Source organism: Arcticibacter eurypsychrophilus (assembly GCF_001730525.1).
Taxonomy (GTDB): Bacteria; Bacteroidota; Bacteroidia; order Sphingobacteriales; family Sphingobacteriaceae; genus Arcticibacter; species Arcticibacter eurypsychrophilus.
Window position 1 is genome coordinate 29,507 of record NZ_MDFN01000024.1, and the last position, 23,410, is coordinate 52,916.

General features: G+C 37.0%; 19 protein-coding genes. 6 read left to right on the forward strand and 13 right to left on the reverse strand.

Annotated features, from left to right (window positions below; genetic code table 11):
• Positions 1 to 2 precede the first annotated feature (2 nt).
• The 5 genes from BFL47_RS13560 to BFL47_RS13580 form a co-directional block, all read right to left on the reverse strand.
• A complete protein-coding gene (locus BFL47_RS13560; protein ID WP_069660340.1) occupies positions 3 to 833 on the reverse strand; it encodes a DUF5672 family protein in 831 nt (276 codons plus the stop codon).
• Positions 834 to 856: 23 nt separating this feature from the next.
• Positions 857 to 2,227 carry a lipopolysaccharide biosynthesis protein gene (locus BFL47_RS13565; protein ID WP_069660341.1) on the reverse strand — a complete coding sequence of 457 codons (1,371 nt, stop codon included), beginning with the start codon at positions 2,225 to 2,227 and terminating at the stop codon, positions 857 to 859.
• Between the two features lie 95 nt (positions 2,228 to 2,322).
• The gene (locus tag BFL47_RS13570; RefSeq protein ID WP_069660342.1) at positions 2,323 to 4,635 is read right to left on the reverse strand and encodes a GumC family protein; all 2,313 of its coding nucleotides are present in this window, start codon (positions 4,633 to 4,635) and stop codon (positions 2,323 to 2,325) included.
• Position 4,636: 1 nt separating this feature from the next.
• On the reverse strand, positions 4,637 to 5,413 hold the full coding sequence (locus BFL47_RS13575) for a polysaccharide biosynthesis/export family protein (RefSeq protein WP_069660343.1): 777 nt from the start codon (positions 5,411 to 5,413) through the stop codon (positions 4,637 to 4,639).
• A 692-nt stretch (positions 5,414 to 6,105) separates the two neighbouring features.
• A complete protein-coding gene (locus BFL47_RS13580; protein WP_069660383.1) occupies positions 6,106 to 7,134 on the reverse strand; it encodes an LLM class flavin-dependent oxidoreductase in 1,029 nt (342 codons plus the stop codon).
• Positions 7,135 to 7,446: 312 nt separating this feature from the next.
• Here BFL47_RS13580 and BFL47_RS13585 point away from each other — a divergent pair, with 312 nt between their 5' ends.
• The 3 genes from BFL47_RS13585 to BFL47_RS13595 all read left to right on the forward strand — a co-directional run bounded on the left by BFL47_RS13585 (position 7,447) and on the right by BFL47_RS13595 (position 9,754).
• On the forward strand, positions 7,447 to 7,719 hold the full coding sequence (locus BFL47_RS13585; RefSeq protein ID WP_069660344.1) for a UBP-type zinc finger domain-containing protein: 273 nt from the start codon (positions 7,447 to 7,449) through the stop codon (positions 7,717 to 7,719).
• A gap of 85 nt (positions 7,720 to 7,804) precedes the next feature.
• Positions 7,805 to 9,007, forward strand: a complete 1,203-nt coding sequence (locus BFL47_RS13590; RefSeq protein WP_069660345.1) for a sensor histidine kinase — start codon at positions 7,805 to 7,807, stop codon at positions 9,005 to 9,007.
• Between the two features lie 6 nt (positions 9,008 to 9,013).
• A complete protein-coding gene (locus BFL47_RS13595) occupies positions 9,014 to 9,754 on the forward strand; it encodes an EcsC family protein (RefSeq protein ID WP_069660346.1) in 741 nt (246 codons plus the stop codon).
• Between the two features lie 7 nt (positions 9,755 to 9,761).
• Here BFL47_RS13595 and BFL47_RS13600 read toward each other — a convergent pair whose 3' ends face one another.
• Positions 9,762 to 10,034 carry a hypothetical protein gene (locus BFL47_RS13600; RefSeq protein ID WP_069660347.1) on the reverse strand — a complete coding sequence of 91 codons (273 nt, stop codon included), beginning with the start codon at positions 10,032 to 10,034 and terminating at the stop codon, positions 9,762 to 9,764.
• A gap of 156 nt (positions 10,035 to 10,190) precedes the next feature.
• On the opposite strand from BFL47_RS13600, the gene BFL47_RS13605 reads away from it, so the two are divergent.
• Positions 10,191 to 10,613 (forward strand): nuclear transport factor 2 family protein, encoded by a 423-nt coding sequence (locus tag BFL47_RS13605; RefSeq protein WP_245681377.1) that lies wholly within the window; start codon positions 10,191 to 10,193, stop codon positions 10,611 to 10,613.
• A 115-nt stretch (positions 10,614 to 10,728) separates the two neighbouring features.
• On the opposite strand, the gene BFL47_RS13610 is transcribed toward BFL47_RS13605, so the two are convergent.
• Positions 10,729 to 11,562 (reverse strand): universal stress protein, encoded by an 834-nt coding sequence (locus tag BFL47_RS13610; protein ID WP_069660349.1) that lies wholly within the window; start codon positions 11,560 to 11,562, stop codon positions 10,729 to 10,731.
• A gap of 285 nt (positions 11,563 to 11,847) precedes the next feature.
• Between BFL47_RS13610 and BFL47_RS13615 the strand changes: the two genes are divergently transcribed.
• Positions 11,848 to 12,189, forward strand: coding sequence for a hypothetical protein (locus tag BFL47_RS13615; RefSeq protein ID WP_069660350.1), 342 nt, complete (start codon positions 11,848 to 11,850; stop codon positions 12,187 to 12,189).
• Positions 12,190 to 12,312: 123 nt separating this feature from the next.
• Positions 12,313 to 14,634 (forward strand): TonB-dependent receptor, encoded by a 2,322-nt coding sequence (locus BFL47_RS13620; protein ID WP_069660351.1) that lies wholly within the window; start codon positions 12,313 to 12,315, stop codon positions 14,632 to 14,634.
• A gap of 76 nt (positions 14,635 to 14,710) precedes the next feature.
• Here BFL47_RS13620 and BFL47_RS13625 read toward each other — a convergent pair whose 3' ends face one another.
• The 6 genes from BFL47_RS13625 to BFL47_RS13650 all read right to left on the reverse strand — a co-directional run bounded on the left by BFL47_RS13625 (position 14,711) and on the right by BFL47_RS13650 (position 23,362).
• Positions 14,711 to 16,093, reverse strand: coding sequence for an NAD-dependent succinate-semialdehyde dehydrogenase (locus BFL47_RS13625; protein ID WP_069660352.1), 1,383 nt, complete (start codon positions 16,091 to 16,093; stop codon positions 14,711 to 14,713).
• Between the two features lie 260 nt (positions 16,094 to 16,353).
• Positions 16,354 to 17,556, reverse strand: coding sequence for an efflux RND transporter periplasmic adaptor subunit (locus tag BFL47_RS13630; RefSeq protein WP_069660353.1), 1,203 nt, complete (start codon positions 17,554 to 17,556; stop codon positions 16,354 to 16,356).
• Between the two features lie 4 nt (positions 17,557 to 17,560).
• Positions 17,561 to 18,907 (reverse strand): efflux RND transporter periplasmic adaptor subunit, encoded by a 1,347-nt coding sequence (locus BFL47_RS13635; RefSeq protein ID WP_069660354.1) that lies wholly within the window; start codon positions 18,905 to 18,907, stop codon positions 17,561 to 17,563.
• Positions 18,885 to 20,168: a TolC family protein gene (locus tag BFL47_RS13640; protein ID WP_069660355.1), complete on the reverse strand. Its 1,284-nt coding sequence runs from the start codon at positions 20,166 to 20,168 to the stop codon at positions 18,885 to 18,887. Before BFL47_RS13640 ends, BFL47_RS13635 begins: the two co-directional genes overlap by 23 nt.
• Complete coding sequence (locus BFL47_RS13645) at positions 20,122 to 22,068, reverse strand: efflux RND transporter permease subunit (protein ID WP_069660356.1); 1,947 nt, start codon at positions 22,066 to 22,068, stop codon at positions 20,122 to 20,124. Before BFL47_RS13645 ends, BFL47_RS13640 begins: the two co-directional genes overlap by 47 nt.
• Complete coding sequence (locus BFL47_RS13650) at positions 22,058 to 23,362, reverse strand: efflux RND transporter permease subunit (RefSeq protein WP_069660357.1); 1,305 nt, start codon at positions 23,360 to 23,362, stop codon at positions 22,058 to 22,060. Before BFL47_RS13650 ends, BFL47_RS13645 begins: the two co-directional genes overlap by 11 nt.
• Positions 23,363 to 23,410 lie beyond the last annotated feature (48 nt).

Here is a 23,410-nt window from a genome sequence, read left to right on the forward strand (position 1 = left end):
GATCAAGAATATGCTTCTATAAATTTAATCCAAAATGAACGGTTATAAGTCTCCCATGCGTGGCATCCAAAAGGCAACTGATTATTGTTCATTTTGAACAACTCATCCGGCATCACTTCAAAGCTAAATTTCATTGCAGTTTGAGGCTGAGCTACTTTAAACCATGGAAAAATTTTTGGAACCACTCTACCATAAAACTCATCTTCCCAACCAACAAAATTTCTTATATATTTAATAGCGGTATTGGCCAGAATGTTGTTCTGTAATAAGGGATATTTTTTAGGATTGTATCTATTATTTATATAATGCGCCAATTTATGAAATTGTACAAAATAACGTTTGCTAGCAATCTTTCGAAATGACTGTACCTTTCTTAATGAAAATCCGCCATTTCCTGAACCATTAAACTCAAGGGGAAAAGAAGGCTGATTTGTTCCTTTAAACCATGGAGCACCGATATAATCGTATCCTTGATTACACCAGTAATCTAAATCATCTTTAAAGACAAATGCGTCCAATTGATGAATTAAAATATAATCAAAATCTAAAAAACTATCATATAAAACCTTGGATAAGCATAATCTATTATAACTACTGTGTCCGTTAAAATATTTTTTTTGAAATGCTATACATTTGATTTCAAGAGGAGCCATGAAATCTAAATATGCTTTTGGATTGAATTGTACTCCATGAATAAATAGGATAGGTCGCCCGTTCAACACCTCTGTCACCCTTTTAAGGGATTTAATTTCCATCTCGGAACACAATTCAAATGGCTTATAAACAGGAACCACTATGGCAACCTTTCCAGGATAGATATCTCCAAAACTCATATGTCTTATTTTGCTGTTAAATATTATACCGTTGTAAGATCAGCAGTAACTTTTTCTGCCATCTTACTTTTTAGTATATGGTATGATTGTATGGAAAGGATTAGAGAGCTGGGAATCATACACAGGATATTGGCTATACATATTGTAGCTATTCCCCAGTCCGTATTTTTAGCTAAGTATATAGTTAATGGAATATTGACAATGCCTCCGAATACAGCAGCATAGAGCTGTAATTTTATATTTCCAATTCCATTTAAAAAATAAGAAAAGACATCATTAAATCCTATTTGAAAATTATACATGATCAATGAAACAACGAATATAGGAGTGACATATATAACATTGCCCAACCACAATTTCAATACAGGAGCGTAAAGATAAAATAGAATAACACTGCCAAATAAAAGCAGAATATTAATTAAGGTCATCTTTATTATCGTATTTTTTATCCACTTATAATCCTTTTGGTACCAGGCATTTGTGTATGCCCCCCATAAAGGTGTGAGTAAAATATTAAAGGCAAGTAAAGTGCTACCATAATATTTAGAAACAATATTGAAAGTAGTTACATCCTGCATCGTATACAAATTAGCAATTAAGAAATTTGATGTTGATAAAATGATGACTGCTATTAATTGCAATAAGAAAAATTGAAAACCTAATCCTAATAAATCATTTTTTAATTTATAATCTAAATAACTTCTTTTAGGCGATAACCATTTGTATCTGGTTCTAAAAAGAATAACAGTATAGATCATCAATAGCAAAACCGGGACACCACATATGCAAAATATAATAATGTAGAAGCTGATAATATTTAAAGTATAGAAAATATAAATAACAATTAAAGTGATAAAGCTGGATATTGGAAGTATGGAATCGCTCAGGTAGGACTTTTGATCAGCCAGTAAAATCACATTTATGAGCTGTAATATAAACCGCACAATAAAAAGAGCGATAATCACATACATGCATTGATTTAAGTTATGTACATCAACCAATCGTAAGTTTAAAAACGAGTACCAGTTAATAAAGGGAGCCAAACAGCTATAAATAACCAGAACGCCCAAAAAGATCAGGGTAATAAAAAAATATGCTGTGCTTACATATTTCTTCGCCAATTCCTGTTTGTTTTCTGCAATGCATTTCCCCAATTTATTACGTAATCCATTCCCGATTCCTACATCAAAGAATGAGATCCAGTTAACAATAGAGGTGATAGTTAAAATAATACCATATTCTTTTGCTGTTACTGCTTTTAAGCATAAAGGGACAAGAATAAAGGATACTGATATAGAAAAGATCTTAAAAAAAGAAGATATAAAACTATTGTACAATAAATTATTCGTCCGGCTGGTTCTAATAGGTATTTTGTTGAATATACTAAGAATCATCTTATGTGCTTTTCGTCGGTTTGAATCTCTAATTGCCTTTCCGCACAAGTTGAGAGGAGGTGATACTAGTTTAAGTAAATCCTTAGCTATAGTGCTTAGGAATACCCATATTTTTTATACCCATATCCATAGTTTGTACTACTGGATCCATTAAATATAATATTAACATTTGGTAAGCGTTGCTGCTCATTAAGCGTATTGATATAATCCAGTTCTGCCTTGTTTGTATAGGCCCGCCGAACCACATACAGTGTTACATCAACAAAGCGGGTAAGCAACAATACATCAGTGACCAGGCGCATTGGAGGACTATCAATAATAATATGTTCATAATTATTTTTTAAGTATACCATTAACTCTTCCAGTCGGTAACTTTCCAATAGCTCTGGTGGATTTTGGGACACCGGACCACATGTTATAATGCTCAGATGAGGCAGTGAAGCTGAACTTTGAATAATTTCTTCTTTACTGCAATTTCCATTTAAATAAGTAGTTACGCCTGGATGAGTTGCCGTTAATTTAAATAAATCAACAAACTTCGGCTTGCGGAGATCCATTTCCAGAATTATTGTTTTCTTACCTGAGAAAGCCAATGCACTGCTTAAATTAACGCTCACGAAACTTTTGCCCTCACCTGGAACACTTGAGGTTACCAAAGTCACCTTTCCATTTTTATTATTTAGTTGAAGATAATAGAGGTTGGTTCGTAATGATTTAAATTGCTCATTAATGGCAAAAGTGCTTTCAGAATTAAAGCCAATCAGCTGTTTGCTTTTTTGAAAGGAAAGCTCAGATAAGATAGGAATGGGTGTAGCCGCATATATTTCTTGTGTCGTTAAAATATTATTGCTTAAAATGTTTTTCGCTACGAAGAATGCAGCTGGTAATCCCAATCCTAGCATGACTGCAATTCCAATTATAAATGGCACATTAGGCCATGTTTTACCCTCAGAATATGCTTGGTCAATTACCCGGTCATTAGCCAGAGTAGAAGCATAATTTACAGAAACCTCTTCTCTCTTTTGCAATAGATAAACATACAGATTTTCTTTAGTTGATTGTTGCCTTTTAATGCTGACGAATTGACGCTCCTGAACTGGAATGTTTTTAATTGATGATTCAAAACGTGAATTAAGTGATTGCAAATTAGACCTCTGATTAAGTAAAGATGACTTTATATTACTTACATTATCTCTAAGTGCTCCTCTGGTTGTCGCAATTTGCTTGTTAATGATTTCAAAATCTGGATTTGTTTCTGGTGTAGTTGCCGATAGCTTATCGTGCTCAAGCTGAAGATCTGATAATTTTTCAATTAAGCTGTTTAATCCAGGGTCCACAATTCCTAATGTGGCAGGCAATTTACCATGGTTTCCGGGGGTATTAACATACCTTTCAATCCCATTAATCACACTTAATTGAACATCTACTTCATTTAAACGATTGTCGTTGGTTTGCTGGTTTTCAAGATCAACTTTAGTTACCGAGCTTACATCAGGCATTGCCTGACTACTTTTAAAACCTTCTAAATTCTTTTCAGCTTCAGTTAGTTGACCGGATAATAAGGCAAGTCTATCATCAAGAAACTGCAAAGCCTTTTGAGCTTCACGTTGTTTATAGTTCATAGATGCAGTATTGTAAACTACAATAAGATGATCAAGAAAATCAATTCCACGTTGTTCTATCTGATCTTTAATGGTTAAGCTTACCGCAGAAGTTAATTTGTTTACTAGATTAACATCTATTGCCTTCCTGTATTGTAAGGCCAGTGCCCCCTTATCCAATATCTTTATTTTAAAATCTTTGGATTCATCCGGATAAGAATTTCTAATAAATTCAAGTTTCCATGTTCCCCAATTATTTTTTATTGCTGAATTATAAGCGTATTCCTTCTTCTCACCATCCGGCAGTTTTAAATAGAAATAATTTTTATCCTTTAAACTTAGTTCAATCTCCGGAGCAACTTTATAATGCCCTGCTTTAATGAGCGTAAACTTGACCGGATTAGTTTTGTAAATATCTTTATAAAATAGCAATCCCTGCTTTTGCTGATAAACAACCCATAATTGCATATCGTTGATCACTTGCCCGATCAACTGTTTTGATCTAATAATCTCAATCTCATTTTCAACTATTTTTAACGACTGCGTTAAATCAAGCTCATGTAATACTGATTGCTGATTGGGGTTTCTTGTTTCATCTTTAATTAATATCGTAGCATTAATTTCATAAGCAGGTTTTGCAACTTGCAGATATAGAAATGCACCAGCCAGAGCTAAGAATAAGGTGACACTTAACATCCGCCAGTGAGTAAAAACTTCGGATAGAGTGTGCCTTATATCGAAACCTTTACTTTTCTGCTGCACAACGGTATTTGAACCTAATAGATTGGTGGAATTCTGCATCATCATATTATCGGTACAAGTTTGATAGAACAATTGCTATAATAGATAGTCCTGATAGTACAAGGGTAGCAGTTCGATAACCCCGATCAACTGTTGCATATTTTGTGCGGTCTGGCTGCACATAGATCTCATCGTTATTCTTTAAGTAATAATAGGGGGAATTGAATATATTTTTAGATGTTAAATCAAGCCTTACAAATTTTCGCTTTCCGTTCTCTGTTCTGATAATTAAAACATTGGTACGTTTTGCGGTTATGTTCAAATCACCAGCCATACTTATAGCCTGTGTGATGGTCGTATGTTCATTCTGTAAAGTATACACATCTGGTCTTAAAACATCCCCTAAGACTGAAACATTGAAATTAACAATCCGGATGTTTACAACAGGATCCTTATAATAAGTTAATAGTAGCGTGTTAAGCTTATCGCGCAGCTGTAATGTAGTTAAGCCAGCTGCTTGCAAAGTACCAATTAACGGCAAATGAATATTACCATTCTCATCAACAGGATATCCTATTAAGGGATTATCTGGGGCAACTGTAAAATTTCCCTTAACATTACTCAGGTTATAGTTGAATATCGACGACGATTCAGGGTTCCTGCTAATCACATTAATAGCCAGAATATCGTTTGCCCTTATTGCAAGTGGTGAATAATTTAACACATTCTGGGTGATGGAATCTTTTTGAGCCAAATCTTGAAAATAAGGTATGGTTTTATATGAACCACATGAAGTTAATATCAAGAGTAAGATAAAGGAGTAATTAATACTAAGTTTGGGCATCTAATCAAAATTAAACAGTAAAATTATTTGTTGATTTGGTATTGTTAAGCAATTATGATGTCAATTCTTCTAATATATAATGAGACTTGAGCATTTTAGTGAACATAATCGAGTTATAGTACTCGTTTTTCGGCAGTATTATTATACATGTAGGGTGTGTTTGTTTTGTAATAAATACAGCTTCGCCAGTCCACTTACAGAGTCAATTAAAAATTTCATAAAGTGCATCCCTATATTTTCTTTGTTTTATCTCTAAAAATTCAGCGATACTTTATACTTCTAAATTAAACGATGTTTACTTAAATTTCACTGTTTTTAGAATAAGTACTTAAACTGTAAAATTTTATGAAAAATGGTCGTAAAAAGAGGAATTAAAGTGTGCAAAATGAGGAACAATGAGAGGCAATGAGATTTATTTTCTGATGTAAATTCTCAAACTGTGCTATTTTTCTGCAAAATATTGCATTTTGTTTCTTGTTTATCAGGTTTAGTCTAATTATTTCAGAGCGAATAATTGGACTAAACCTGATAAGCAAGAAATCTTTTTAAGTGTTATTCTTTAAATATTTATTGAAAATATTTCTTTACGTGAGCTTAGTTCAAGCTATTGAAGTATTAGAGAATTAGAGTAAGGTTTTTTAAGGATGCATACAAAAGATAATAGCTTTTGTATGCATCCAATTTTAATTATCTTATACATGAACGGTATGCGATACATTTTTAATTACATGAGCGAAAATTTCATAAGAACGTAATTTAGCAGTATGTTCATGAATGTGTGAAGTCACCATTACCTCATCTATTTGACTCTTGTTGACGAAAGAATCCATTTCCTCCCTGATCTTTTCCGGACCTCCAATAAAGGAATAGCTGAGCATTTGATTCACTGTTTCTTTTTCATAGCTATCCCAAATATCATCCATTCGATCAACGGGAGGTTGTAAAAGCTGACGTTTACCAGTTATAACACCCATGAAAAATTGTTTGACTGATGTTGCTAAGTACTCCGCTTCTGCATCGGTGTCGGCAGCAACAACATTTACGCAAGCCATTACATAAGGTTTGTGTAAATATTTAGAAGGTCGGAAATTTTCTCTGTACAGTTTTATTGCTTGCATAAAATATGCTGGTGCAAAATGACTGGCAAAGGCATAAGGTAGCCCCATTGCTGCAGCTAAACGTGCACTATCTGTACTTGACCCAAGTATCCAGATCGGAATATCCAAACCTTCGCCAGGAATAGCTCTTACCTGAGCTGTACTGTTCTCCGAAGAGAAAAAGGTCAGCAAGCTTTGAACATCTGTAGGAAAATGGTGAGCCGAATTGAAATTGTCTCCCCGAATAGCCATAGCAGTAACTTGATCCGTACCTGGTGCTCGCCCCAAACCCAGATCAATTCTTCCTGGATATAAAGAAGCTAATGTTCCGAATTGCTCTGCTACAATTAAGGGGGCATGATTGGGTAGCATAATTCCCCCCGATCCTACTCTAATAGTTGATGTGCCTGCTGCAATATAACCGATTAAGACTGATGTAGCAGAGCTGGCTACATTCAGCATGTTATGGTGTTCAGCAAACCAGTAACGGGTGTATCCAAGTTGTTCAGCTTGTCTGGCTAAATCAAGACTATGATGGTAAGTATCGGCTGGTGTCAGATCTTGTACCACTGTTGCAAGATCTAAAACAGAATAAGATATGTCGGATAATTGCTTTGAAGTCATTTGATTATATTTTACCATGGAAACTATATAACAGTGGACCATGAATCACAAAATTATAATTAACAAAATTAAATATCAGGAGCTAAAGTATAAATGACTTTCAGTTCACACTTAACCCCGTTTGAAAAACCTTCGAACTAAGAGCGCATGCACTCCACTTAAACACAATCTTAAGGAAAGCATTCAGACCTTTCCTGTGATTTTAAATAAGTAGATTTCTTTTATAACTGTCATAATAATTGGCTTTAGTGTTGGATGGATCATCGTTCTTAAAAAAAAATATTTTGATTATATTTAATAAAACTTTAAAAAATGATCGATCAGGATTCTTGCAGCCACATTAAGGCCATTAAAAAAGTTGTCGTAGGAAAGAACCGTGTTTGCGAGGAATGCATTAAGATACAAGGCAACTGGGTTCATCTGCGTACCTGTCAGACCTGTGGACAAACTCTTTGCTGCGATTCTTCAACTCATAAACACATGACTAAACATTATCATGAAACCCAGCACCCCGTTATTGCTTCCGCTGAAAAAGGTGAACGCTGGCTTTGGTGTTATCCTGATGAAAAATTTGTAGACTATTAACCTCTTTCTTAGTATGAACCAAACGTTGATATTATTGTATATTTGAGATCATACACATCTATTCATTCAACTTAAATATCAGCCAATGTCTCCTTTACCTCTAAGCAAAAATGAAGAAGACAGACTAGCAGCGCTCGAATCCTATCATATTTTTGATACCGGAGAGGAAAAAGATTTTGATGTCCTGACTTCTTTAGCTTCAGTCATTTGTCAAATACCTATAGCATTAATCACATTTATTAATGAAAAGCACCAGTGGTTCAAGTCACACCATGGAACAAATTTGACAGCTAATCTAAGAGAATTGTCATTTTGTACACATGCCATTGCATCAAGTGATGAAATTTTGATTATCCCTGATGCAACATTAGATGAACGCTTCGCTAATAATCCAATGGTTACGGGCCCCACTAAACTTGCATTCTATGCAGGAGTGCCTTTAATTAATGAAGATGGCTATGCGCTAGGTACACTTTGTGTTTTAGATCAGCAAACGCATACCCTGTCAGAGGATCAGATTGCAGCATTAAAAACACTGGCTAAACAAGTGGTCGACAAGATAGAGCTGAGAAGAAAAGTGCTGATTCTTGAAAGGACAAATCAAAACCTGCTGAATTCAAATATGATCATTCAGAAGTTTGCTTCAATGGCTGCTCATGATATTAAAAATCCATTAAGCAGTATTTTATTGACATCCCAGGCCTTGAAGATCCGACATGAAAAGATACAGGATGATGGCTGTTTAAAGTTAGTTGACATGAATATAAATGCAACCAAAACGCTGCTTGAGCTATTTGATGATATGTTGGAGTATTCTCGATCACCCTCTTTATTACTAGAGAAAAAGCAAAATTTCGAACTGAACAACTTAATTTTGAAAGTGCTTGAACTGATTAGTATTCCAGAGAATATCCAGATCATATTGCCAGAGGAAAGACATCACTTATATCTTTCTTTCATCGCATTCGAGCAGATCATGATCAACTTATTGAGTAATGCAATCCGTTATAATAATAAGGAAAAGGGTATAATAAAAATTCGCTTTGAAAATGATGAAAATTTTTATCGTTTTGAAATTGAAGATAACGGGATAGGTATAGCAGAACAATACTATGAGAAAATATTCGACAGTAATTTCACGTTAAAGATTCCTGATCGATATGATAAAAAGGGATCAGGTATTGGATTATCAACCGTAAAAGATCTTATTGCTGCGTTAAAAGGCACAATCTATGTAAAATCTACTTCAGGAGATGGAGCAACCTTTTTTATAGATATAAAAAAATAATCAGAAATGACATCCCACGAAGAGCTAGCATACAAAGAATTACATATTTGGCAGCAGAAAATGCTAAAAAAGCCTTCAGTTACGGATCGGTTATCCAAAAATATACAAGGTAAAATCAACAATCTTATCCCTGATAAAATTCATAAAGTTATTACTCTAGCCATTGAAAACATGGTGAAAGCTGTCTTGTTTGGCTCCAAATTTACCACCAATAAGGCACTGGCAGATAATACATCCTTACATTTACGGGAAGCTTATGTCAGACAGAAAATAGGATTTTATCAAAAAGCAGCAACTGTTGAAGGAGCTGTTACCGGTGCAGGAGGTATATTAACTGGTCTTGCCGATTTCCCAATTCTTATTGGCATAAAAATAAAATTATTGTTTGCCATTGCAGCGTTATATGGACATGATGTAAAAGATTATAAAGAGAGGCTCTATATATTGTATATCTTTCAGTTAGCCTTTTCGAGTCAGCAAAGACGCAACCAAGTGTATCAGATTATAGCAAACTGGCAGGGATATAGTAATTCATTGCCTTATAATGTAGGTGAATTTGACTGGCGCATTTTTCAGCAGGAATACCGCGATTATATTGATCTTGCAAAAATGGCACAGCTTATCCCTGTTATTGGTGCTGCTGTAGGAGCTATAGCGAATTACAAATTGATCGCTATTTTAGGCGAAACAGCTATGTATTGCTACAGAATGCGTAAAGTAAGTCCATTGAAAATTACCAACAGGTAAAATGATATTACACTTCTTCTTCCTCTTCTAAATACACCTCATGTACTAAGAACTTCACCAACTCCATTCCTTCCAATAATTCTGAAATATCCTCCGAATGGATATTATGAATCATTTCCCCTTCTTCGGGTATCTCCGAATTGGGAATAAGTTCAAAAGCGCTGTATGGTGCAACCATTTCAACTTCAACCAATTTGATATAACTCACACCACTATCAATCCAATCCTGAAGGATTTCTGAACTGAATTCCACGTATCCTTTTTTTAGTTGCCTTTGCATGCCTTAAAGTTAAGGATAACTTCACCGACTCCTACCCTGTTTTCACCGAAAACTTCCTGCCGTTTGCCTAAAACCTCTTTGCTAGCTTCAATTCTCAGCCTACTTTTGATTCAACAAACAAAAGAAAAAACAAAAACTCCCCAAAACAACAACATTATGAAAACTCTAAAATCGTTAACAGCAGCAGTATTATTATTCGTATCAATCAGTGCATTTGCCTATGATGAACCGGGCAGTGAAAAGATGAACATGAATTATGCCTTAAAAACCTATATTCAGGCAGTAGCTAATGGACAGGTAAATGGATTCGCTGAAGTATTGGACCGTGATGTTAAGTTCACAGTAACAGGTGGTAAAAAAGTAATTAATTATAACAAATCTGAAATGGTAACTTTTGCAAAACAGAATGAAAATATGCAGCAAAACTGCAGCACTGATTATAAAATTGTGGAACTCAACAATGCTCAAGCCATGGTAAAAGTGACCATGATATATCCTGATTTTACTAAAGTAAACTTTGTTTCTCTTGCTAATACCTCCGAGGGATGGAAAATTACTAATGTAACTTCTTCATTTTGAGGAAGTGTTCCTAACCTAACAAAATTTCACATATAGCAAAAGACCCGAGTTTCGGGTCTTTTGTATTTCAATAAGATCATTCCAATTCAATGATAAAAAAGAAAATGCGGATCTCTTATTTCAAAACCAATACAGGCAGATTAGCATTTAGCGTTATTGCTTCAGATATACTTTTATGCGTAAGGGAATAGAAAAAACTATGCTTTCCCGGAAGTGCAATAATCATCTGCACTTCGTTTTGTTCCTGAAACTGCAAAATTCCTTTCAGGACATTTTTATTCGATGAATAATATACATCATATTGATATTTCGACAATATATCCTCCAGCATGTCTTCATGGGCATCCTGCATATGTTTTTCGCCCGGAGCCACATTAAGCACCAATAACTTCGGATGAAGCCATAGATAAGTATGTCGTAAGTTTTTCAGTAAATTAACAGACGATACAGTGGAAAAATCGCAAGGTACTAAAGCATTTTCAATGAGCTGATAAGAAACATTTGAAGGGACGATCAGCATGGGAACTGTGCTTATTTTTGCTATGTGAATAACTTGAGATTCTACAAAACTCTCATCATCATCCGTTTCACAGCAAACACCAGCAATAATAAGGTCAGGTTGCTGCTCATTGGACAGTTGGTTCAATGCCCGTGCTAAAGGCTCTTCGCTTGTAATGGTTTCTACAATGACACCGGCTTTTACTTTCGTTCTCAACCTCTGTGCCACTAGCTGTAACTCAGCTTCCAGACTTGTCCTGTCTTCTGTCATGATTTTATCGCTTACCTGGACATAATCAACTGAGGGGACACACTGCACATATATAGGAACATATAAACTCTGTAATAAAATGATCCGTTCATTTTCAGTGACCGCACCAAAGGCAGTACCATATTTGATGGCATTTTCTGAAGCTGCAGAATGATCTACTGGTATGACAATTGTTTTCATTTTCTAAACTATTAATCGGTTAAACAATAGTTAATGTATAAAAATGGATAGGATTTAGCCTTATTATGCAGATGAATATTGATCTCATGCTAAGATAATGAGGCATATAACTACATACAAAGTTAGCTATATGCATTAATTATTTTACTAAATTCAGGCAAATGTGTCTGATATCACAGACGAAGGATTTTTATTTTTAATATGATTAATTATTGAGTGCTATATTAATAATGTTACTTATAAATGATGCTTATAGTATGAATTTGATTAGTTTTGCGCTTAGAATTGAAAAATAAACGCTCCCATATCAAACAGGCTGTTGCCTTATTCCTGCTTTGTGTATTTGCTATCGCACTTACGCCATGGAGTTCTTTTCATCACCATGAAAAGGAGGAGAAGTATTGCGGTGTGGATGGGGAATTCTGTTCGCATAAAGTACATGTTAAAAATCAGGTACATTCCTGTTTAATTTGTTCAGCCCATTTTATAAAGGATTATTGTTTTCCACATGAACTGGTATTCAAAGTTAATCTTCAATGTACTATCCTTGTAAGAATCTTTGCCACTAGCCCTGCCTCTTATACACTTTTAATTGGCACCTCTCTAAGGGGACCACCTCTGGCCTGATCATTCGCAAACTAATGAATCAAACCCTTTAAAGGGTTGATGCTGAATTTATTTTGATTGATATAAATCCGATAAACCGGATTGCATATCAAAGGACCATGCCCTATTTACATAAAATATTTTATGAAAAAGATACATCTATTTCTAGTTGTCATCCTGTCTGCCTTTGTTTTGACAAACTCATTTGCAGCTGATATATCCGAATTATCCGGTAAAATTACTGATGCACAGAGCCAATCTGCTTTACCGGGTGCCACAATTGCTATTCCCGATCTGCGCGTTTCTGTTATAGCGGACAAAAATGGTGACTTCACCTTTAGAAATTTACCCGCACGCGGAAGATTCCTGGTTCAGGTAAGTTATGTTGGTTATAGTACCATTACCCAATTGATTGACTTTTCCAATCCGGCCACTTTAGCATTTTCACTTCAGCCCAGTGTAATAGAAGGCAGGGTGGTGATCGTTACCGGCTCAGCAACCAGTTCTGATAATCGCAAAAACAGTACTTCCGTCGCCAGTGTCAGTAAAGCAGACCTTTTATATCATCCATCAACAAATCTGATCGATGCCATCTCTCGTGTACCAGGGATCTCACAGATCACAACAGGCCCGTCCATATCAAAACCCGTTATCCGTGGTTTAAGTTATAACCGTGTAGTAACCGTAAATGATGGAGTAAAACAACAAGGGCAGCAATGGGGAGATGAACATGGTATTGAAATCGATCAGTATAGTGCCGACCATATCGAAGTTTTACGAGGACCCGCTAGTTTAATGTATGGTTCTGATGCGCTTGGTGGTGTCATTAATATCCTTGATGGATTACCGGCTCCTGATGGAACACTGAGAGGGGAACTTTTAACCAATTATGCCAGTAACAATGGCTTGTCAGGGAGCTCATTGATGTTGCAGGGTAACGAAAATGGCTTGATTTACAAAGCACGTGCCTCCTATAAAAATGCGTATTCTTATCAAACACCGATAGAGTTTGTGCCCAATTCAAGTTTTAATGAAACAAATTTTGAAGGACAAATAGGTTTGAATAAGAAATGGGGATATGCACATCTGGATGCATCCAGCTTTAGAAATAATATCGGTTTTTATGAACCGGTAAGAAATGAAAGCGGACAGCTTATTGATGAAGAAGGCAATACCTTTTCTGACAGTCAAAATAAAGATAGAACGTTAGCTTTTCCAAAACAAGATGTACGCCACTCAAAAATAGCCCTGAATAGTAATTTAATTTTCGGCGAAGGGAGTTTAAAATCTACATTTGGTTATCAACATAACCAACGCCGCGAACTAGAAACAGCAGGTGAAGGAAACGCCTTATTTTTGAATAGTTATACCTATAGCTACGACCTGAAATACTCCTTTAAAGATAAGAACGGATGGACACCTGTAATCGGTGTATCAGAGGAATTTATGCACAGCTTGAATACTGAAGGCGAAGAGCAGCTGATCCCTGATTATAATTCACGAACTTTAGGTGGATTTGCTTATATCAAAAAAAACTGGGATAACGATACCTTTAACGGTGGAGCACGGGTCGATTATAGAAAAATGACCGGTAAAGCTTTTGATGGAGATGCCACATTTGATGCCTTTACCAATGAGTTTTCCCATATAACAGGAGCATTAGGCTACACACACGAATTCAATGACGATTTTAGCTTCAAAACTAATGCAGGAAGTGCATTCCGTGCGCCAAACATTGCCGAATTATCCTCAAATGGAGTTCATGAAGGTGCGTTTCGTTACGAAATAGGGAATCCTGATCTGAAACCCGAGCAGAGCTACCAGCTAGATGCTGCTTTTGATTTTCAGAATCAATATATCAGTGCGAGTTTAGGTAGTTTTGCCAATTATATTAATGATTACATTTATTATAGTACTAGTGGTGATACCCGGTTAATTAACGATCGCGACTTTCCTGTTTATAATTTTGTTCAGGATAATGCCTTTTTACGCGGTATTGAAGCATCTCTTACTTTGCATCCGGTTAAATTTATCCATTTTGAAAATGGTTTTTCTTATACAAGGGCAACCAACCGGACAACTAAAGAGTCACTTCCATTTATTCCTGCCGCAACGTTGCGCAATGAACTACGTTTTGAACCAACCATTGCAGGAACCTCGCATACCTATGTTTCTGTAGGATTAGATAATTTCTTTAAACAGAATAAGATTGATCAGTTTGAAAATGCTACATCAGGTTATACGCTGCTTAATGCAGCGATCGGTACTACTTTGCAAATAAGCAAAAGTCAGCATATTACCTTATATGTAGCTGGTAAGAACCTATTGAACAAGGCCTATTACGATCATTTAAGTCGCTTTAAGCCAGGAAGACTCAGTGATGAGGATCCTACTTTAGGGATTTATAATATGGGACGTAATATTACATTTGGTATAAATCTTCCTTTTACACTGAAGAATAATTAGCAGAATATACGAAAAAGCCCCGCTTCTTTTTAAGGAAGCAGGGCTTTTTCATATATAAACAATTACTTAAAGAAACTTAAAATGGATCAGTAAGTTCACTCACACGAATCAGTTTCTTATTTACAAATTCCTCTATGCCTAAGCTGGATAACTCTCTGCCATATCCAGAACGCTTAGTTCCTCCAAATGGAAGATCCGGCTGTGTCCATGTAGGGTGATTAATGAATACCATTCCGGTATCTAATTGATCCGCAACATTTTCACCTCTTTTTTTATCAGAAGTAAAAACAGATCCTCCTAAGCCGTATGGCGAGTCGTTAGCTAGTGTAATTGCTTCCTGTTCATCTTTCACTCGATAAAAAGAAGCTACGGGACCAAAGAGCTCTTCGTGATAAGCAGCCATTCCCGGTTTTAAATCCGTTAAAATAGTAGCTTCAATAAAAGCACCGGGACGATCGATACGTTTTCCACCAATCACAACCCTTGCTCCTGCATCTACAGATCGCTGAACCTGATCTGCCAACTGTACAGCTGCAGCTTCACTGCTTAAAGGGCCCATTTCAGTGCTAGCATCCATTGGATCGCCAACCTTTAATCCGGTTAATTTAGCCGTAAATTTTTCAAGAAATTCATCAGCCACGGCGTCTAAAACAATCATTCGTTTTGAGGCTACACAACATTGTCCGGTATTATTCATCCTTCCAACTACCGCCCATTCTACCGCCTGATCTATATCAGCATCTTCTAAAACGATAAAAGCGTCGCTTCCACCAAGTTCCAAAACGGATTTCTTAAGTGCCTTACCAGCTACCTCAGCTAAACTAGCACCAGCTAATTCACTTCCTGTAAGAGAGACCCCTTTAATACGAACATCCGCAGCCAATAGGGAAGCGTTTTTTCCAGAAAGAAACAAATTGGTGTAAATCCCTGCAGGGGCTCCAGCTTCTTTAAATAATTCTTCAATAGCTTGAGCACACTGTGGTACATTGGAAGCATGTTTAACTAAAATAACGTTTCCAACCATGATATTAGGTGCAGCAAAACGGACTACCTGATAGAATGGAAAATTCCAGGGTTCCACACCTAACAATACGCCAATCGGACTACTTTTAATATAAGCTTCTCCAAATTCTGTGTCTAATACCTTATTAGCTAGAAATCGTTCACCATTTGTTGCATAATAGTCGATAATGTCTGCGCTTAAATTTATTTCTCCCACACTTTGAGCAAGCAATTTACCCATCTCTAATGTAATCAGATGAGCAAGCTGATCTTTTTTATTTCGCATTAACTCCGCTACTTTATGCAATAATGCCGAACGCTCTCCGTAACTTGTTTTTTTCCAGCTTTGAAATTGTGTCTCAGCTTGTCCTACTGCAGCATCTACTGCGTTGGGTGTCATTTCTTCAAAATCCTTAATTACCTCGTTGTTAAAAGGATTAATTGTTTGTATTGCCATTGTTTAAATTTGTTAATAGAGTTTAATTGAAAAACTTTTTAAACTATTTAATTTTGAGTACATATACGTTTTAGGATAAAATGAAACCTCCCCTATTAGAGCAATAATTAATGCGATTTATGAAATACTACGGCTCATAATCATGAAATACTTAAAACTTGAATAGTTTAAGAGTTTAGATTTACAACAATGGAAATTTTATAATGTTTGTTAACCTTTCCTTTAAATGATATGCATTCAATTATTAATCTATTAACCCTTTACATCTTACTCATGTCGTGTCCTGCCATCGGATCTGTCCCTTTTTTAAGGATATATTCACTTGATAATAAATACGCCCCACTAATAACCACTTCCTTTACATCCGCTAAGCCTGATGTGATAATGATCTGACGCTCATCCTCATCCCCGGTAGTCACCATTTTAGAAACAAACTTCCCCTTTCCTGTTTTTACCCAAACATGTGCACCCATTTCATCCCTGATCACTGCATTTAAGGGTAAAGAAACGGCATCATTAATTTCAGCTTTCGGCAGAAGAACTGCGACCTGCATACCAGGCTGAAGTTTCCCCTGACTGGGTATAAGAGCCCTTACTTTCAACAGCTGAGTGGAAGGATCTAGCTGAGGAGATATAAAGTTAATTTTAACTGTTTGTTTCAATTCCGGGAAACCATCTACAACAACCTGAACAGCTGTACCTAATTTTATTGAACCTACTTCATCAGGATACACATCTGCTTCTACCCAGAGTTGGCTTAAATCTTCTAATCGCAAAATAGCCGATCCCTCTGTCACATACTGCCCCTCAGAAACATTTACTTCATTTACAATTCCTGATGCAGTAGCCCTTACTGTGACTGAAGAAGAGGGTGTACCTCCTCTTGCCAGGTTTTCTATTTGCGAACTCGAATAACCAAAAAGAGACAATTTGTTTTTTGCCGCATTTTTAAGGGTGCTATAAATCTTTTCATTAGGAAATGCGGCCACTTGTTTTACCTGTAGCAGGTAATCCTGTTGCAGCGTTTGCAGCTCCTCACTGTAAATCTGAAATAGAGGTTGTCCTTTGGATACAGCTCTCCCGGTTTCTTTCACATATAACTTTTCTATTCTTCCCGCATACCTGCTGGAAATCACTTCTGTAAGCTCGGGATTAGTTACCAATCTTCCATTCAGTATTTTAGAAGTATTGAAATTACTACTAGCGATGGCTACCGTTTTAATATTCGCTAATTGCATTTGGCTTTCCGTCAAGGTAAGTTCATTTTTATTTGTTGAAGCATGTACTTTAACTAAATCCATTCCGCAAATCGGACATAAACCAGGAGCCTCTTTGATGATCTGCGGGTGCATGGGACAAGTATACTTTGGCGTAACAGTGACAACCTTTCCCTTTTCACTTTTACAGGTCGCAAATAGTAGCGATAAAAGCAAAATACTCCATATAAATCTTTTCCTTTCCATTTCCTTATTTTATGTCTTGTACTTTAATAAAACTTTCACTGTCTACCAGAAACCAGGCGTTAAGCGCTACTTCCTGACCCTGAATACTGTTTCCTATATCGACCCAGTCGCCGGTTACCGATTTTATGCTGACATAGACCGGAACAAATGCCCCTTTATCTTTAACGAAAGCAACATATTTAGTACCCAGTTGAAGTACCGAAGTACGTGGTAACCATGTTCCATTTTTACTAATCACTTCTTCATGTGCAACCTGAATAAGCTCACCTATTTTCCAAAGTTGTTTTGAATTAGGCATGACTGCTCTAACCAATGAGTAATTTACCCCTTCACTGTAATAGGGTTGAATTAAGCTTACCGGTACATGAGCAAGCTTTGTTTTTACGTCAATAGAAGTTATCGAGATCCGGGTTCCTTTTTTAAACTGATTTAACTGATCCGGAGATATATAAAATTCAGCCCAAACCCGATTCACATCAACCAGATTGAATAACTGTTGACCTACAGAAATATACTGTCCCTCCCTTAACTCCAAAGGAGTATTTGATGCTACATTAGGTACTGAAGATGGTTGATTTTGCGAAGAAGATTTCGAAGCAGCACCCATACTTCCCATGGAAGAAGAACTGTTTGCTGCAGTAATCGTCGTACCCCCAGCTGCAGGGTTTGTTCCTGAAGATGATGCAGAATTTTGGTTTTCAGAAATATATCCTGAATAGGGACTGTAAATACTAATGGAATAACTAATTTTTCCAGTCTTTATAACCCTATTAATTTGTTGCTCTGTAGCACCTAGTAAACGTAATTTCTTTTTAGCCGCTTCCAGTAATTTTGGTTCATTGTTATCCCGAAGAAAGAGCAGCTCCTGTTGTGCGTTTGCTAAATCCGGACTGTATATATCCATCAGTTTTTGTCCTTTAGAAACTGCCTGGTAATTATATTTCACATAAAGTCGCTCAATTCTTCCACTTACCCTGGAAGAAACAGAGTTTAAATTATTTGTATTATAGTTGATCACTCCCTTGACATTGGTTTCAATGGAGCGTAATCCAGTCTTAGGCTTAATTGTTTTGATCGCTGACAATACGAATTCATTCGTCGGTTTCACTAACGTGGCCAGACTATCATTCACTTTCGCAGAACTACCTTGCCTTACAAGTGGTACTAATTCCATTCCGCAAATCGGACAGTTCCCAGGTTCATCCTTAATCACCTGCGGATGCATAGAACACGTATATTTCGTTTTTTCTGAATGTGCTTCATGCTTCTGATCCTTCCCCTTACATGCGAAAAGCAAGGTAACAGCTAGAAACAGCATTATAGGCACACTACCTTTCAATATTTTTCTCATAATCTACAATCATTTGATAAAACTTTTTTGACTGCTCCAAATAATTCACCTGGGACATATTCAAACTCTCCCAACTGTCTATCACGACATTTAAGTCCGCTTTATTTTCCTGGTAAGCCAGCATAGAAACTTTCATGTTCTTAGTTAAGGCAGGCAAAATCTTATTTTCATAATTACTCAATTGCTTTTCCATGTTAATTAAGTCATTCTCCATTGCTTTCGTCATTCCAAGCATATCCGACAACATCACTTCTTTTTGCTGACGCATGGCATCGCGCTCAAAATTCATGGATTTAACCTCGGATTTATACATTTTAGACGACCAGGGTGCAATAGGAATAGAAATCATGCCCATTAAAGTATATTGATTGGGCATCATAGCCGCACGGTTGGCCATATGCTCGAACCTAATCCGGAAATCAGGTTTTGCCTCCTGTTTCATTTGTTTAATGTTTAATCCCATTGCGTCAATAGAGCGATCCATTTGTCTGATATCGCTTCTTTTTTCGGCCAGATAGGAAGTATCCAGTTGGGCAGTGGGGTTAAATGAAATTCGATAAGCAGTATCCACTTCAAAAGGAGTACTTACAGGCCTGAACATAAGCGTATTGATTGCCATCTTCTTCGAACGAATCTCACTTTCGGTCATCAGAATCATGTTTTCTGATTCATATAAACGTCCCTCTGCTTTAAAAACCTGGTTAAGTGAACCTTGATTATAAGGATATCGGATCTCTGCAATCTTTTTCATCGTTTGCATAATCGCACGGTTTTCTTTCTGATAAACAATGGTCTTATTGGCCACCAATAAACCGAAGTAAAGTTCCTTAGCTCTTGCTTTTAACTGATTGGCCTGAACAGATTGTTCAGCACTGGTAATCTGAGATTGTGCACCCAGGTACCTGGCTTTCGCTTTCAGTTTCGCAGGGTTTGGAATGTCTTGTTCAGCCGAAATCATCCAAGCTCCTTTATCAGCTTCATCCATTACTTTTACGCCAGGGTAAGGAGTCATAAAAGTACCCACTCCTACCATTGGTGCCATCCATGCACCCGAGCCTTCAACTTTAGCATCCTGACTTTTCATCTTGCTATCGAAGGCCTTTAAAGATGGATTATTGGACTTAATTTCCTGCAATACCTGCTCCAGCGTTAAAACTTGCTGTCCATAAACCTGTCTAGTGCAGATTAAAAGGAACAAAAAGAGTATTATTCGTTTATTTGACATCATGCACCTCCAGCTTTCCATATTTACGTAATTCATATTCTTTAGTCATCAGGAAGATTAGTGGAGTAACTAGTAGAATGTGTGTAGATGAGGTCAAGACACCGCCAATCATCGGCAAAACAATAGGTGCCATCATGTCGCTTCCTACTCCGGTAGACCACAGCACAGGGATCAAACCAAATAAGGCCACACATACGGTCATAATCTTCGGTCTCAACCTTTTAGCCGCACCATTAATCACATACTCTCTTAAATCTTCTTTGGTAATGGTCTCACTTGAATTTCCTTTTAAGGCGATCAGCTGACTCATCGAATCGTTCAGGTAGATCACCATCACTACCCCCGTTTCTACCGCAATACCAAAGAGTGCAATGAAACCAACCGCTACGGCTACGGATAAACTTACTCCCCAGAAATAAATAATATAGGCCCCTCCAATGAGCGCAAATGGAATCGTAACCAGACTTAAAAAAGCTTCTCTGGCAGATTTAAAAGCCAGGTATAAAGCAATAAAAATGATGATCAATACAATTGGAAAAATATAAATTAAAGTTTGTTGCCCACGGATCAAATTCTCATATTGTCCGCTCCACTCAACAAAATAGCCGTTTGGTAATTTCAAATCCTTATTTAGCTTGTCTATGGCTTGTTGAACAGTATGTCCCAGATCCCTATCCCGTACATTAAACATCACAGCACCCCTTAACAAAGCATTTTCTGAAGTAATCATTGGAGGCCCATCCGTAAAACGAATATCCGTAACTGCCGAAAGGGGAATGGTTCCAGCATCGGGCGAACTAATCGGAATCCGCTTTAAACGATCAATACTATTACGATAATCCTGACCCAGTCGCAAGTGAATATTGAAACGTTGTCTCCCTTCAATCGTAACCGAAAAAGGAGCCCCTCCGATAGCTGTTTCAACAGTTGAATTAATATCGTCCACAGATAGGCCGTACCGTTCCAATTGATCACGTTTGATGTCTATTTCAAGGTACTTTCCACCGGTTACAGGCTCTACATACAAGTCCTTAACTCCTTCAATATTCTTTAAAAGTGACTGCACCTCATACGATACTTTGGCGATTTTCTTTAAATCTTGTCCGTAAACTTTAACACCCACATCGGTGCGGATCCCCGTTGAGAGCATATTTATGCGATTAATAATAGGTTGCGTCCAGCCGTTCACCACTCCGGGAATTTGAAGTTTTGCATCCAGTTCATTAATAATATCCTTTTTAGTTATTCCTGGTCTCCATTCCGATTTAGGTTTCAAGGAGATGATCGTTTCAATCATACTGATGGGTGAGTTATCCGTAGCAGTATTCGCTCTCCCCGCTTTTCCCAAAACTTTATTTACTTCAGGTACTGATTTAATCAGTTTATCCTGCACCTGAAGGATCCTTTTCACTTCAGCATTAGAAACATCAGGCAGGGTAACCGGCATAAATAAAATGGATTGTTCATCCAAAGGAGGCATAAACTCTCTCCCCAGACTCATCACCATAGGAATACTAATAAGTAGTGCCAGTATATTCACACCTATAGTGGTTTTTCGATTCCGCATACAAGCACGAATAATAGGCTCATATTTCTTTTCCAACCACCTGTTTAAGGGGTTTTCATGATCAGATCGAAACCTGCCTTTCATAAAGAAAGAAATCATAACAGGAGCAAGTGTCACCACCAGCAAGGCATCTATTAAAAGAATAAACGTCTTGGTATAGGCTAGCGGATGAAAAAGCTTGCCTTCCTGACCCCCTAATAAAAATACAGGTAAAAAGGAGGCAATAATGATAATGGTAGAATAAAATACCCCACGTGACACCTGCTTGCAGGCCTTCTCAATAATGCTTAACCTCTCTTCTTCAGATAGTTTCACATACCCTTTTTGTTTCTTATTGTTACCGAAAAAACGGCTCAATCTATTCCCCATCTTTAAGTTCTCCTTTTCTTAATTCGTTTAATTCAGCCTGTCGGATAGCCAGGTGTTTATATGAGTTTTCAGCCATTATAATTCCGTTATCAACTATGACACCTATAGCCAATGCAATCCCTGTTAATGACATAATGTTGGATGAGATATCTAAAGCGTTTAAAACAATAAAACTTGCCGCGATAGTAATTGGAATCTGGATGATGATACTGATGGCGCTTCGCCAATGGAAAAGAAAAACAATTACGATTATTGACACTACGATCATTTCCTCAATCAGCGTATTTTTTATTGAGGAGATGGATTCTTCTATCAACTCACCCCTATCGTATACAATATTGAATTTCATCCCTTCAGGTAAACCTTTGCTCACCTCAAGCATTTTTGTCTTTACTTTCCCAATCACCTCATCGGCATTTTCACCATAACGAAGCACCACTATTCCACCTACAGCTTCTCCTGCTCCGTTGTAATCAAAAATACCAAGTCGTGATTCTCCAGCCATCTGTACAGTAGCGAGGTCTTTAATTTTAATTGGAATCGAATTTTGTGTCCTTACAGCGAGATTTTCTATTTCTGCAATTGATTTTAAATACCCGGTAGTTTTAATGATATAACCGATATCGCTCATCTCAAACTTTCGCCCACCCGCCTCATTGTTATTCGTTTTTACCGCACGCATCACATCAGGAACAGTAAGTTTATAGTACGTCAGCTTATTCGGGTCAATATTGATTTCATATTCTTTTTGAAATCCCCCGAAAGAAGCGATTTCACTTACCCCCTGCACATTCTGCAAAGCAAACTTGACATACCAATCCTGCACTGCCCTTTGTTCACCCAGATCCATTCCCGGCGCATCAAACGTATACCATAACACATGTCCAACGCCAGTACCATCGGGACCCATGGTAGGCGTAACTCCCTCAGGCAAAGAATTACCTATCGAACTTAACCGCTCCAACACTCTGGAACGTGCCCAATACACATCTACGTTATCTTCGAAGATGATGAAAATAAAGCTCATACCAAACATCGAATTTGCCCGGACATACTTCACTTTTGGAATCCCCTGTAGATTAGTTACTAAAGGATAAGTAATCTGGTCCTCAATAATCTGAGGACTCCTTCCCATCCATTCTGTAAATACAATAACTTGATTTTCAGACAAATCAGGTATCGCATCTATTTTACTTGTTTTGACCGAATAAATGCCCCAGGCAAATATTCCAACCGCTACAAGCAGTACCAAAAACCTGTTTCGCATAGAAAACGCGATGAGTTTTTCAACCATGAAATTTAAAATTAACTTGCGTAAGAAAATAGGAAATAAGGACCTAAG